Origin of the sequence: Cedecea neteri, assembly GCF_000758305.1 — a bacterium.
Taxonomy (GTDB): Bacteria; Pseudomonadota; Gammaproteobacteria; order Enterobacterales; family Enterobacteriaceae; genus Cedecea; species Cedecea neteri_C.
In genome coordinates this window covers 4,055,859-4,068,973 of record NZ_CP009458.1, presented here as the reverse complement: position 1 = coordinate 4,068,973, position 13,115 = coordinate 4,055,859, and the positions used below count along the sequence as shown (strand labels likewise).

General features: G+C 54.8%; 13 protein-coding genes. 6 read left to right on the top strand and 7 right to left on the bottom strand.

Annotated elements, in window-relative coordinates:
* Positions 1-19: 19 nt before the first annotated feature.
* Both LH23_RS18900 and LH23_RS18895 read right to left on the bottom strand, forming a co-directional pair.
* Positions 20-748 carry a carbon-nitrogen hydrolase family protein gene (locus tag LH23_RS18900; RefSeq protein WP_039294529.1) on the bottom strand — a complete coding sequence of 243 codons (729 nt, stop codon included), beginning with the start codon at positions 746-748 and terminating at the stop codon, positions 20-22.
* Positions 749-877: 129 nt separating this feature from the next.
* The gene (locus LH23_RS18895) at positions 878-1,108 is read right to left on the bottom strand and encodes a DNA polymerase III subunit theta (protein WP_008453979.1); all 231 of its coding nucleotides are present in this window, start codon (positions 1,106-1,108) and stop codon (positions 878-880) included.
* Between the two features lie 141 nt (positions 1,109-1,249).
* Here LH23_RS18895 and yobA point away from each other — a divergent pair, with 141 nt between their 5' ends.
* The 6 genes from yobA to LH23_RS18865 all read left to right on the top strand — a co-directional run bounded on the left by yobA (position 1,250) and on the right by LH23_RS18865 (position 6,969).
* On the top strand, positions 1,250-1,624 hold the full coding sequence (gene yobA / locus LH23_RS18890; protein ID WP_039294526.1) for a CopC domain-containing protein YobA: 375 nt from the start codon (positions 1,250-1,252) through the stop codon (positions 1,622-1,624).
* Positions 1,625-1,629: 5 nt separating this feature from the next.
* Positions 1,630-2,505 carry a copper homeostasis membrane protein CopD gene (gene copD / locus LH23_RS18885; protein WP_039294522.1) on the top strand — a complete coding sequence of 292 codons (876 nt, stop codon included), beginning with the start codon at positions 1,630-1,632 and terminating at the stop codon, positions 2,503-2,505.
* A 28-nt stretch (positions 2,506-2,533) separates the two neighbouring features.
* Positions 2,534-2,878 carry a YebY family protein gene (locus LH23_RS18880; protein WP_039294520.1) on the top strand — a complete coding sequence of 115 codons (345 nt, stop codon included), beginning with the start codon at positions 2,534-2,536 and terminating at the stop codon, positions 2,876-2,878.
* 542 nt (positions 2,879-3,420) lie between these two features.
* On the top strand, positions 3,421-4,917 hold the full coding sequence (locus LH23_RS18875) for a SulP family inorganic anion transporter (protein ID WP_039294517.1): 1,497 nt from the start codon (positions 3,421-3,423) through the stop codon (positions 4,915-4,917).
* Between the two features lie 256 nt (positions 4,918-5,173).
* A complete protein-coding gene (locus LH23_RS18870; RefSeq protein ID WP_039294514.1) occupies positions 5,174-6,421 on the top strand; it encodes an MFS transporter in 1,248 nt (415 codons plus the stop codon).
* Positions 6,422-6,435: 14 nt separating this feature from the next.
* A complete protein-coding gene (locus LH23_RS18865) occupies positions 6,436-6,969 on the top strand; it encodes a GNAT family N-acetyltransferase (RefSeq protein ID WP_197062496.1) in 534 nt (177 codons plus the stop codon).
* A 16-nt stretch (positions 6,970-6,985) separates the two neighbouring features.
* Here LH23_RS18865 and LH23_RS18860 read toward each other — a convergent pair whose 3' ends face one another.
* From LH23_RS18860 to yebS, 5 genes are all read right to left on the bottom strand, one after another.
* Positions 6,986-7,177: a YebW family protein gene (locus tag LH23_RS18860; protein WP_039294507.1), complete on the bottom strand. Its 192-nt coding sequence runs from the start codon at positions 7,175-7,177 to the stop codon at positions 6,986-6,988.
* A gap of 96 nt (positions 7,178-7,273) precedes the next feature.
* The gene (locus tag LH23_RS18855) at positions 7,274-7,513 is read right to left on the bottom strand and encodes a YebV family protein (protein ID WP_008453991.1); all 240 of its coding nucleotides are present in this window, start codon (positions 7,511-7,513) and stop codon (positions 7,274-7,276) included.
* Between the two features lie 105 nt (positions 7,514-7,618).
* On the bottom strand, positions 7,619-9,067 hold the full coding sequence (rsmF, locus tag LH23_RS18850; protein ID WP_052050346.1) for a 16S rRNA (cytosine(1407)-C(5))-methyltransferase RsmF: 1,449 nt from the start codon (positions 9,065-9,067) through the stop codon (positions 7,619-7,621).
* Between the two features lie 78 nt (positions 9,068-9,145).
* A complete protein-coding gene (locus LH23_RS18845; RefSeq protein ID WP_039294500.1) occupies positions 9,146-11,779 on the bottom strand; it encodes a PqiB family protein in 2,634 nt (877 codons plus the stop codon).
* Positions 11,748-12,992: a membrane integrity lipid transport subunit YebS gene (gene yebS, locus LH23_RS18840; RefSeq protein ID WP_409335195.1), complete on the bottom strand. Its 1,245-nt coding sequence runs from the start codon at positions 12,990-12,992 to the stop codon at positions 11,748-11,750. The genes LH23_RS18845 and yebS overlap by 32 nt, the downstream gene beginning before the upstream one ends.
* Positions 12,993-13,115 lie beyond the last annotated feature (123 nt).

The following is a 13,115-nucleotide window of genomic DNA, read 5'->3' as shown; positions in this document are numbered from 1 at the left end:
GTTAACAGGCTTCAGGCGACTAGCGTAAAGGAATGACCTCGCCGTGCCAACCTCTCTCGTCCCGGCGGCCAATCGCCAGCAATTCACCCTGGTCAGCCCTGACGACGAGCTGGCCTAAATTATCCCAACATGCGCTGCGGCCTGCGGAGCGAAGTTCAGCCCCGGACCAGGCGTAGTTGGCCTGCAAAATGGTGAGACCATATTTGTGCGCCCAGCGCTGCATATACATTTCGTCTTGCTGGTAGCTTAGTTCCGTCATCGCGGCACCGGTGGCGTAAAGGTCTGCTCCGATGTCAGCCGCACTTCGGGGCCAGGCTTCATCATCGCTTTGGGCGCAAACCGCAAGGGCAATATTGCGGGAACGTTGCCCCAAAAGTGGTGCGACGGGTGTTTGAGCGCTCATACCGACAGACTCTGCGGGACGTTTGCAACAGGCGATTCGTGACCCGTCTGACAGAAATCCGACCATACCGGCGGCGCTATGCGCCTCGTCACTGAGCGACATGCCGACGATCACGGTCATATGATAGCGGCGGGCAGCTTCGCTGAGCGGGTCGAACAGCGGATCGGTAAACGCCGGAGGGTGGTTATCGGGGCGTAATCCGGATAAAGAGAGATGAGGGAAAACCAGAAGATCAATGCCTTGTTCGGCGGCACAGCGAATAAAATCGAGGTGGTGGTCGATGTTGGCCTGATAACTTCCGGCAACAGCACCGTATTGCGCAGCGGCAACATTCCAGCGTGGCATAGGTTCTTCCTTAATCTTTCATCCAACGATTGCATCCTGCAACCGTGAGGGATGAGCCAAAGCTTGTGGTCAACTGAACAAGGAAGAGAGTAGCACTAGTTTTGAATCAAAGAGAAAATTCTTAAGTTTTTATTTTTGCTTTGGTTCATACGGCAAACGAGAAAGATTAACCGAGGCCAGACGATAGGCAATCAGCTTTTCACGGAACCAGGTCCGCAGGTGTTCCGGTTGCTCACGTTCCACCATTTCGGCCACAACGGGCATGTTATAGCGCTCTTTAAACGCCACGCCGGCAGCGGCAAGGTCGACGTTAACTTTATCCATTTCTTCCTGGGGTAAATCGGCGAGATTGTAGCTCATCATATCCTCCTGCAATGTCAGCGCAGAAGTTACTGTTTTGCGCCCCGGATGACAAGCAACAATAGCTTTTCCCGTCTCGACTTGGTATTGACGCGGGGGTATCCTTGCCGCCTCAACACATAACAAAAAGGAATAGTTAATATGGCGTTCATCTCCTCCCGCATCGCAACCGTGGCGGCATTTGTCGCTGCTATGGCCGTTTCTCCAGCCGTGTTTGCGCATGCGCACCTCAAGCAGCAGTCTCCGGCGGCAGATTCTGCCGTGACCGCATCGCCGCAGTCGCTGACCCTGAACTTCTCTGAAGGCGTGGAGCCTGGCTTCAGTGGCGTGACCGTGACCGGCCCACAGAAATCAGCCGTAAAAACCGGGAAAGTGAAGGTTGCTGAAACCGACAACAAACAGCTGATTGTGCCGGTTGAAGAAGCCCTGAAACCGGGTGATTACTCCGTGGACTGGCATGTTGTGTCGGTCGATGGGCACAAAACCAAAGGTAACTATCACTTCTCCGTGAAGTAATCGCCATGCTGTCGGCGTTTTACATCGCGCTGCGTTTTATCCATTTCACTGCTTTGATGGTGCTGCTCGGCAGCGCCATCTGTTGTTCGCTGCTTGCCCCGCAAAAGTTTAAGCCCGTGCTTGTGCGCCGCCTCAGGGCACAGTGGCGGCCTGCCGTCTGGCTGTCGCTGATTAGCGCCTGCCTGTTATTTATGGCTCAGGCAGGCCAGATGGGAGACGGTTGGAGCGATACTCTCTCGCCGGATGTCTGGCAGGCGGTCCTGACGACGCGTTTTGGTTCGGTATGGATATGGCAGCTGGTGCTCGGCGTGGCTACTCTGGCCGCCGTGCTGATCGCGCCTCGGGCAATGCCGGGTTTATTGCTGTTATTAGCCGCGGCGCAGCTGATTATGCTGGCTGGCGTCGGGCACGCCGCCATGCACGACGGCGCGCTGGGGGCCTTCCAACGAATCAATCACGCGATTCATCTTCTGAGCGCGGGCTGGTGGGTAGGCGGGCTTCTGCCTTTGCTGGTTTGTATGCATATGGCGCACAAGCCGCGCTGGCGTACTCCGGCGATTACGGCAATGATGCGTTTTTCGCGCTACGGGCATCTCGCGGTGGCTGCGGTGCTGGTGACCGGCGTGGTGAATAGCTTGCTGATCCTGGGCTGGGCGCTGCCGCTGGAAAGTGGCTATTTTCAATTGCTGGCGCTGAAGGTTGGGCTGGTGCTCGTGATGGTCATGCTGGCATTGATCAACCGCTATATACTGGTGCCGCGTTTTGACGCTGTTCAGGCCGATGCTCAGCGAAGATTTATTCAGCTTACGTGGCTGGAAGTTATTTTATCGGTAGGAGTACTGCTGCTTGTCAGCATCTATGCTACCTGGGAGCCGTTCTGACGGCGCAAACTGGTTATATGAGAGATTCATGAAAAAGAGCATTTTGACTTTACTGCTGCTGGCCTGCGCGGGTTCTGCGCTGGCTGCCCCGCAAATTATCACCGTGAGTCGGTTTGAGGTGGGTAAAGACAAATGGGCGTTCAACCGCGAAGAGGTGATGCTGAGCTGCAGAGCGGGGAATGCCTTGTTTGCCATCAACCCAAGCACGCTGATGCAATACCCGCTGAACGCCATTGCCGAGCAACAGATCAAGAGTGGTAAAACGAGCGGGCAGCCAATCAGCGTTATTCAAGTGGACGACCCGCAGCATCCAGGCCAGAAGATGAGTCTCGAACCCTTCATTGAGCGCGCGCAAAAGCTTTGCAGTGAATAAAAAAACACGCATTTTTTGCCATAAAAAAACAGCAATAACCTCAACGGGATATTGCTGTTTTTGCATAAATAGTCACCTTTATTGCGCCTTTTTTCTGACCACTTTTGCTGCGGACTGGAAAACCTGCGCCGGTAATCTATTCTTAAGAGGCAAGGCGACTTAGCCTGCATTAATGCCAACTTTTAGCGCACGGCTCTCTCCCAAGAGCCATTTCCCTGGACCGAATACAGGAATCGTGTTCGGTCTTTTTTTTATTCGGAAACCAGCCAGCCTGCTTGCGCGTAAAGCGTTTCCCATAACGCTTCGGCTTGGCCTGTGCGCTAAAACCATACCACACCTTGATAGCTTGCCGTCCAGCGTTTTTTGCTCAACTTGTTAATTATTTGTTGCGCAAACGAAAGGGTTGGGCAGATGAGTCATTTAGACTAGTGATGTGAGTCACAAAAATTCGCATCACTGGAGCGACAACGCTACACTTTCTGCCTCGCTGACCGCATTCCTTGAGAAATGCGGCGTTCATGACAATAAGCCTGCATCCCACTATGACAAATCAAACTGAGCTTGCCGCTCAACATGCGCATGAGAATAGCCTGCGCGCCGTGCTTCGCTCCCCCCTGTTAATCCAGCGCGAAGTTCTTGCCGGGGTCGTCACCGCGCTGGCCTTGATCCCCGAAGTTATTTCTTTTTCCCTGATCGCTGGCGTGGATCCGAAGGTCAGCCTGATTGCCTCGATCGTGCTTTGTTTTGCTATGTCGATTCTGGGTGGCCGTCCGGCAATGGTCACCGCGGCGGCCGGGTCGGTGGCGCTGGTTATTGCTCCGATGGTTCATCAGTACGGCGTGGGTTATATCCTGCCTGCGGTGGTGCTGGCGGGCGGGATCCAGATCCTGTTTGGCGTGAGCGGGCTGGCGCGAATGATGCGTTATATCCCGCTTTCGGTCATGACCGGGTTTGTGAATGCACTGGGCATTCTTATTTTCTTTGCTCAGGTGCCTCATGTCTGGGGGCAATCGCCTCTCGTTTGGGGCCTGTTCGCCGTGACGCTCGCCGTCGTTTTACTGTTACCGAAAGTGCTTAAATCAGTGCCTTCTCCGCTGGTGGCGATTGTTCTTGTGACCGGGCTGAGCATCGCCATGGGATGGATAATGCCCACGGTAGGTGACAGCGGGCCGATGAAAGCCGGCTTACCTGGATTAACGGAACTGATAGTGCCGCTTAACGTTGAGACGCTGCGTATTATCTGGCCCTGTGCGTTGAGTATTGCTTTTGTTGGCCTGATGGAGTCCTTACTGACGGCCAAGCTGGTGGACGATCTCACCGATACCCCTTCAAGCAAGCGGCGCGAATGCTGGGGGCTGGGTGTGTCGAATATCTTCGCCGGTTTTTATGGCGGCATCGCGGGCTGCGCCATGATTGGGCAAACCATCGTCAACGTTGAGCTGGGAAGAGGGCGTACGCGGCTGTCTACCGTGGCGGCTGCGCTGGTATTATTACTGCTGGTCACCGTGCTGAGTGAAGTGATGGCGAAAATTCCGATGGTGGTGCTGGCCGGGATCATGATGATTGTGGCGGTGAAAACGTTGAACTGGCATAGCATCTCTCCAGTTACACTTCGCCGTATGCCGGTGCCGGAAACGCTGGTGATGCTCACCACTGTCGCGATCACGGTTTATACCGATAACCTGGCGCTTGGCGTTTTGGGGGGCGTTATCTTCGCTATGATGTTATTCGCCCGTCGTATTGCGCATGTGGTGCGTGCTGAGCGGCATCTGGCAGCGGACGGGAGTGAAGTGACGTACTGGGTTCGTGGGCCGCTGTTCTTTGCGAGCAGCAACGACCTTGTCGAGCATTTTCATTATGCTGACGACCCGGCACGGGTGGTGATCGATCTGAGCCAGGCGCAAATTTGGGATGCTTCCACGGTTGCCGTATTAGATGCCATTGAAACGCGGTATCAGCGTTATCAGACTCAGGTCGAAATTGTTGGTCTGGATACCCACAGCGCCGATTTCCATCAGCGTCTTAGCGGAAAACTGTAGCGATTCTACCGGCGGCGTTCAGCCGCCGGCTCGCCCCCAAACATTCTCAGCACGAAATGCCATTTTTTGAGCGGCAGGTCACAATTTCCCACTATTTTTTGCTGCCCGGCTGACGGTTTAAACGACAAGCTGGGGAAATAAACATTTCAGTAACATTTCCGTTGCCAGCCAATACGGAATAACTTATTACTATTTAACCGCTTACTCAGCGTAAGCGGCCCCGCCTCCACTATAACGATAAATAACAGGACACTTTATGACGACAAACGATGCCGTCCGTGAGGACGCTGCGCGCGGTTTTTGGCCGACGGTCAAAACCTTCCCAGCCACGGTAATTGCGCTGCTGTTTTTTACCCTGGTGATTCGCTTTAGCTATTTTATGGCCTGGCCGTTTATGACGGTGATCATGACCCGTAATTATCATCTCTCCCCGATCTCAGTGGGCGTAGCAATGACCAGCAGCGCGCTTCTGGCGGTTGTGCTGGGGATGTATGGCGGGCAGCTGTCGGACAAGCTAGGTCGCCGGGGCGTGCTTTCCCTCGGCTGTGCGCTGTCGTTTGTTGGCTATGCTCTGCTTGGGCTGGCCACGGGAATGGCATTATTTATCATTGGACTAATGATTGTTGGCGTCTGTTTTGCTTGGGTAGAGCCTCCTACACGTGCCCTGATGAGTGACTTGTTGGGCGATCGCCGTCGTCGCGCTCTGGCACTGCAGATTCGCTATTATTTGGTGAACGTGGCGGCTGTGACCGGGCCGCTGGTGGGCATCGCGTTTGGGCTGACATCGCAAAAAGGCACTTTTGTGATCACCGCGGTGAGCTATCTGCCCCTGCTTATTTACACCCTGCTGTATATTCCTGCAGGCAAGCTGGTGGCCAACGAAAGCGAACATAAAGCCGGGGTCAGATTACGCGACATTATGCTGATCATCGCCCGGGACAAACTGTTTGTCGCGGCGCTGCTTTGCAGCACGTTGTGCGCCGTGGTTTTCGTACATTATGAGTCCGTGGTGCCGCTTTATTTGCTGACGCTGGACGCTGAGGCGGCCGTAAAGTTAATTACGCTGATTCTGGTGTCGAACGCCTGTACGGTGCTTATTGCCCAGCTTTTCCTGGTTCGCTTCCTGGCTCAGGTGAGTCTGTCTAATCGTATTTTGCTCGGGGGCGCTATCTTCGCGCTTTCGCAGCTTTTGTTCTGGTCCGTCCGTACGCCGGATGCGCTGTTGTGGGTGAGCGTGACGGTTATTTTCAGCATCGGCGAGGCAATTTTGATGCCGAACCTGAATATTTTGCTGGATCAGCTGGCACCGGATGAGCATCGTGGCGCGTACCTGGGGGCATCGACCCTGACGACGTTAGGCATTGCGCTGGGACCGTTGATTGGCGGCGTTATGCTGACCCTGACCGGCGCGGGCGTGTTTTTGGGGACTATGCTGTTTAGCCTGCTGCTCTGCGCTATCATTTACGCCTGCAAATCCGGCCTTAAACAACGACTACAAGAGTAATACTGAGCGGAGTCATGATGATTACTGAAGCCCCACGTCTTGAAACGGAACGCCTTATCCTGCGCCACTTTACGCTGGACGACTATGAGGCACTGGTTGCCTGTTGGTCCGATCCGGAGATGGTGAAGTTTATCGGCGGCGGCAAACCGCAGGATGGTGAAATGAGCTGGGCGCGCCTGATGCGCTATATCGGCCACTGGCAGGCGCTGGGCTATGGCTACTGGGCGCTGTTTGAAAAACAGAGCGGGCGATTCGTGGGGTCGTTTGGTTTTCAGGAGGCTAAACGGAATCTCACGCCAGCTTTGGCATACCCGGAGGCGGGCTGGTCGCTTATTCCTGCGGTACACGGTAAAGGCTATGCAGCGGAGGCGCTCAGGGCAGTTTTATGCTGGGCTGATGACAATTTCAGCGGGCCGGTATGCTGCATTATTGATGACGATAATCAGCGCTCTATCGGCCTGGCAGAGCGCTTCGGTTTTGCTTTCCAGCACTACGTTGAGTACCACGGGAAGCAAATAAGAATGTTCCTTCGCCCGAATAATCGCTAATCTCACCTGGCCCTGCTCAAAAGTCGCTGTACTCCTGGGCAGGTCGCCAGAACCCATCGATAAATGCTTCCACCGGGTAACAGCCGCCGTGGCGCATCCGCTGTTCGCTCATTGCACTCAGACACTGACGTTCGCTGGTGAAGACTTCCAGCACCAGTTCGTCGCAGCCGTCGTCCAGGTAACAAACAAATAAAACCAAAGCAAACATTAGCGCCTCAGAACCGCTTCGTTTGGTTTAAGTGTAGGGGAGCACAAGGGAGTGGGGGAAATAATTAACCCGTCTCAGGGACGGGTTCATCTTGAATTATGCAAGGCGCATAACCCAGGCATCGCGCTGACGATCGTAGTGTTGCAGGTAAAGTACGGAATGTTCGCCGTCCAGCACGGCGGGAATAGAGGTTGCCCCATCCCAGGCATCAAGCTGCATGCACAGGTCAGGATCGGACTTGCAGGGAATGCTTAACGTTCGATCCCCCTGTTGTTCACCGTGTAATTCGGCATCATCGATCTCGAAGATGCCGATCCGGACATTGGTCTTTGTCATCTTTGGCTCCTTGTTATCTGCGGCAGGTGGTATGACCAGTAGGTCACCCCAATTTCAGCGTAGTCAAGGCAGCACAAATTGCCAACTTAAAACGTGCTTATTTTTTCAGCCAGCCTGCGGGGCAGCGAAAAGCTTGCCGTCGCGCACTAATTCCCTTGGGTAGCTGTTCTTCAGGCGTGAGCCAACTTTTCGCGCCAGACCGAGCGGTTGCCCCTGAAAAGTGACAATCACTTCATCTCGTGACGGTGTCACTTCTGGATGGATATCTCGCCCACGGTACCACTCTTCGGCTTCGGGCTCGCTCAGTGGGAAGCATAGCGGGTTGTCACTTTTGACCAGAGAAACCACGGCTTCATGCTGCCAGCGAAAGCCTTTGTTGTGCTGTTCGGCGAGCTTCAGGCCAATGCGGGAAAAACGCACTTTACCGATAAGCGGCTCAATCTCTGTTGGGAACAGCCAGATCTCTTTATCGCGCTGCCATAAGCTCAGCTCATTACCCCAGGCCAGACCCGATTTTGCCGCCGCAGCGGTCAGTTCGGTAGCGGCCTTGCCCTTCATTGGCGCGAAGGGGAATTTCCCTACTTTATAGCCTGGGGCAGGCAGCGGCTCGATAGAGGCCGTTTTGCGTAAACGTGCAACGAAAAAGCCTTCGCAGTCGTAAATCTGTGGGAAGACGTGCAGGAAACCTTCCGGAGTTAGCGCGCGACTTGCTTCCGGGAAAAGTTCATTCAGGGAGGCTATTTCCACTGCATCTGGCCAGGTATTCAGTAGCCACTGGCACACGTCCTGGTTTTCCTGGCGATTCAGCGTGCAGGTCGAGTAGACCAGCGTGCCGCCGGGGCGGAGCGCATGAAAAGCGCTCTCAATCAATTCGCGCTGGGTGTTGGCAATTTCGGTCGTGCTTTCTGGCGACCAATTACGCAGCGCATCGGGATCTTTTCGCACCACGCCTTCACCGGAGCAGGGGGCGTCAAGCAGAATGGCGTCGAATGATTCTGGCAGAGCGGCACCGAATACTCGGCCATCAAAATGCGTCAGCGCCACGTTGCTGATACCGCAGCGGCTGATGTTGGCATGCAGGACTTTTACCCGGCTGGCGGAATATTCATTGGCAAGAATTGCGCCGGTGTTATTCATGCGGGCGGCAATCTGGGTTGTTTTTGAGCCCGGTGCGGCGGCGACGTCCATCACGCGCTGCGGCTGGTTGCCGTCGGCGAACAGCGCGGCAACGGGCAGCATTGAACTGGCTTCCTGAATATAGAACAGGCCACTCAAATGCTCTGCGGTGCTGCCCAGCGGCAGGGTTTCTTCATCTTCACGTTCAATCCAGAAACCTTCTTCGCACCACGGCACCGGCGTTAAACGCCAGTTATAAGGCGCGACGAGCGTCAGAAAGTCGGCCACGGATATCTTCAGCGTATTGACGCGCAGGCTGCGGCGCAGCGGCTGCTGGCAGTATTCGATAAAGCTTTCCAGCGTCTGGTCGGCGGGAAGTGCGTCACGAATCTCGTCGAGAAAAGGTTGAGGAAGATAAACGGCAGTAGATTGAGCCATGAAAAACGCCCCTGAAAAAATTAAGGGGCGCAGTTTAACACGGAATTGCCCGGGCGACTCACCGCCCAGGCTTGCGGTTTAGCGCGGAAGGGCGGTGCCCCACTGGCGCCACTCTTTCGGCTCACTTTCCAGCAGCAGGAAGTGCTTCCCGGCTTCCGCTTTAGGGGAAAGCGGGATCCCCGGCGGGGTCGCAAACGCAATACCGCCGCGAATAAACTGATTAAAGGTCCCGGTTTTCACCACGCCACCGGTTAAGCCAAAGTCGAGGCTGTAGCCGGAAGCCAGCCAGAAGACGGAGTTGTCCCGGACCAGATGCTGGTAACGCTTGCTTATGCGCAGGCCAACCATCACGCGGTCAGAGAGATTGCCCAACGTCATGCCGGTGACCGTGCCGACTTCAATGCCACGGAAGAGGACCGGCGTGCCAATACTCAGCGAGCCGGCTTCAGGCACTTCCAGTACGATGTTCAGCCCGTCCGAGTAACGAGAATCGGTGATAGACGCTTCCTGCAGCTCAAAGTCGCGACGCGGGTCGCCTTTACCCGGTTCAACGTTGATGTACGGCTGTAGAAGGGTATCAAGATGATCGACTCCCGCCGCAGAGATCTGCGGTGTGACTACGGAGAAGCGTGTGCCGACACGTGCAAAGGTAGACACATATTCAGGGTAAAGTACCGCTTTAGCTTCCACTTCGTTGCGGGACTGCGTCAGGTTCAGGGATTCAAGCTGGCCGATATCAATACCCAGATAGCGAATTGGCATTCCGGCGGAAAGTTTTCCGGCATCGAACGTGTGCAGCGTTATCTGGCTGCCTACCGCTCTTGCTGCGGTTTCAGAGGCGTAAAGCACGCGTTTCTCACCTTTCACTTGCCCGACGCTGGCACCGCTCATGTTGTCAAAACTAATGGCCCCTTTGAGCGCACGAGAGAGCGGCGAGGCCTGCACCGTCAGACCACTGCCGTTGAGCTGAACTTTCGCGCCACCTTCAGCCCAAAACACGGTATTTGGCGTCAGGAGCTTGCGATATTCCGGCTTGATATGAACATCGATATCGAAGTTCTCAGCGCGAGGGCGGATGGTGATGATTTCGCCCACCTGGAATTTGCGGTACAGCACCACGGAGCCGGTCTGGATATCAGGCAGGCTGGATGCCGTCAGCGTCAGTGTGGTGGTCGGGATGTCGCTCAGGCTGTTTTCAATCGCTTTTTCCATGTTGGCGTAAAGCGGGTAGCTGCTTTTCATCTCGCCTTTGTTGCCTGGTAGTACGCGAATACCGCCGTTGACCCATTCGTTAGCGCTGGCACCCAGAAACTCAACGCCGTCCATGCCAAGCTTCACATCAATGCGACTGTTGACCACGAATTTGCTGTCGCCCTGCAGCAGATGACGGTATTGCGGTTCAATGGCGACGGAGAACGTGACGCCTTTGGCCGACAGTGCTCGCTCGACCACCTGGCCGATTTGTATCCCGTGCAGGATGACGGGTTGCCCGGCATCAATACCATAGCTTTCAGGTGCGGTCAGTGAAAGCGTGAGTACATTTGGCTGCTGGAGCGGCGTTTGATCGCTGGAGACCACGGTGAAGCGATCCTGCGGCTCGCCGTCACCAGGCACAAGCTCAAAGGTGCTGCCCGTCAGCAAAGTGCTGATGCTCGGATTATCCAGCGAGATTTTTGGACTACGGAGTTCGATGCGCGTGCCGCTACGCATCAGGCTAACCACTCCGGGGTCAACGGTCATTTCCCCTGTCACGGCACCGCCTGGATTGAGGTTCAACTTAGTCAGAGAACCCACTTCCAGCCCCTGATACATCAACTTAGTTGATCCTGCTTTGAGGCCATCTCCGCTCGGGAGATCGAGGTTAATGATGACGCCGCGCTGGCTGTGCGCCAGGTCTTCGTAAAGGCCGAATTCATCATCCGCTTTGGCCGGTTCTGAATCGTCAGGTGAATCGAAAGCAATCGCACCATTGACCAGGGCTGCGAGGCTTTCTAGCTGAACTTTGGCGCCACTCAGGCCAACATCGGCCTTCACCCCAGACACATTCCAGAAACGGCTGCCTTTTTTCACCAGACTGGTAAAGCGGCGATCGATCAGTACGTCGACAGTGACGCCCTGCTTGTTCTTATTGATGGCATAGTCATACACCCGGCCAACCGGAATTTTGCGGAAATAGACCAGCGACCCGCTGTTAAGGGAGCCTAAATCCGGGGCATGCAGGTGGATCATGAGTTCGCCGTTATCAAGACGATACTTAGGCTGGGTATCGAGCGCGGTAAAATGATCCCGCGGCTCGCCTTTACCCGGCATCATGCCGATGTAGTTCCCGCCAACAAGGGCATCAAGCCCGGATACCCCGGCGAGGGAGGCTTTTGGCGTCACCAGCCAGAATTGTGTGTCTTCCCGCAGCGCATCCTTCATATCGCTTTTGATGCTGACTTTGACTTCGATTTTACGCAGATCATCGCTCAGGCTGATGTTTTGCACGGTGCCCACTTCGACGCCCTGGTAGCGTACGGGCGTGCGGCCAGCGACTATCCCGTCGGCGGAGATAAAGTCGATGGTCACGGTATTGCCGCGCTCCTGGTAAGTCGTCCAGATCAGCCAGCCGGCAATCAGTAACGCAATTACAGGTAATAACCAGAAAGGGGAGATCCGGCGTTTCGTTTTAATTCTCGCTTCAGTCGGTGAAGCGGGCGTTTCCTGACTCATGTGCGTCCCAAAGTAGTCGGCTATCCAGCCATTCGACGGCAAGAATAGTTAATATAACCGCCGCGCCAAAGAAGACCGCGGCGGGACCCATCGTAAAGGCTAACAGCTGGTCACGATTAACCAGTGACATCATCAAAGCGATGACAAACAGATCGAGCATAGACCAGCGGCCAATCCAGGTGACAAACCGCAGCAATAATATGCGGGTTCGTAATCCCTGCTGGCATTTGAAATGAATACTGATCAGTAGCGTAATCAATACAATAACTTTAGTAAACGGCACCAGGATACTGGCAATAAACACCACGGCAGCGACCGCAATATTGCTGTGTGCCAGGGAAATGATGCCCGAAAGAATGGTGTCTTCCTGGCGTGCTCCGTTCACGTAAATAATTGAAATAGGCAGCAGGTTTGCCGGAAGCAGAAAGACCAGGGAGGCAACCAGTGCTGCCCAGGATTTTTGTAAGCTTTGCTTACGGCGATGATAAAGCGGGATATGGCAGCGAGGGCAGCGACCCCGTTCGTCAGGAACGCCGGTAAAATGGCAACCGAGGCAAACGCGCAGCTGCGCGTTGAAAGCGCGAGCCGGGCGCTGAGGGTAAAAACGCTCCCATAGCTGCTCAATATTCAGGTGGATCATGGTCAACAGACTCAAGACGACCAGGGCAATAAAGGCTATCAGTCCAGGACCGGGTTGTATGAACGCGTACTCGCGTACTTTAATGCAGGCCACGCCAATCCCCACCAGATAAATATCCAGCATCACCCACTCTTTAAGCTTATCGAGCATCAGCAGTACCGGGCGAAGGTTCATGCCGAGAATGTTGCCAAAGCAGAGGTAGGCAATAGCCGCGACCAGCGTGGCCGGTGCGCCGATCACACAGAAGAGCACGACGGCGGCGGTAAGCACATCTCCCTGGCTTGCCATCTGCCAAATCCCTTGCATAACGTTGGCGTCAATACTCGATCCCAGCAGATAAATGCGCAGTAGCGGATCGGTAAAGGCGACGGGCATAAGCACCAGCATCGCCACGGCCATTGCCCCCAGGCGCGTCAATGACCAGTCACGGCCATGATGTACCCTTGCATCACAGCAGGGGCAATAGGCACTTTGTGTCGATTTAACCTGGGGCAGAGAGAAAAGGGTATCGCATTGAGGACAACGCTGATAACGTGCCTGAGGCAATTCCTGACTGATGGCGTGTATTTTCATTGTGCGTCGTAAGCCGGGAGCGTTGTTATCTGAATAATGCATTTAGCCTATCGTAATTCATAAAATGATACACCTTGTGGCACCGTGCATTTAATGCTTATTTTAGTATGCTACAAAGTAAAG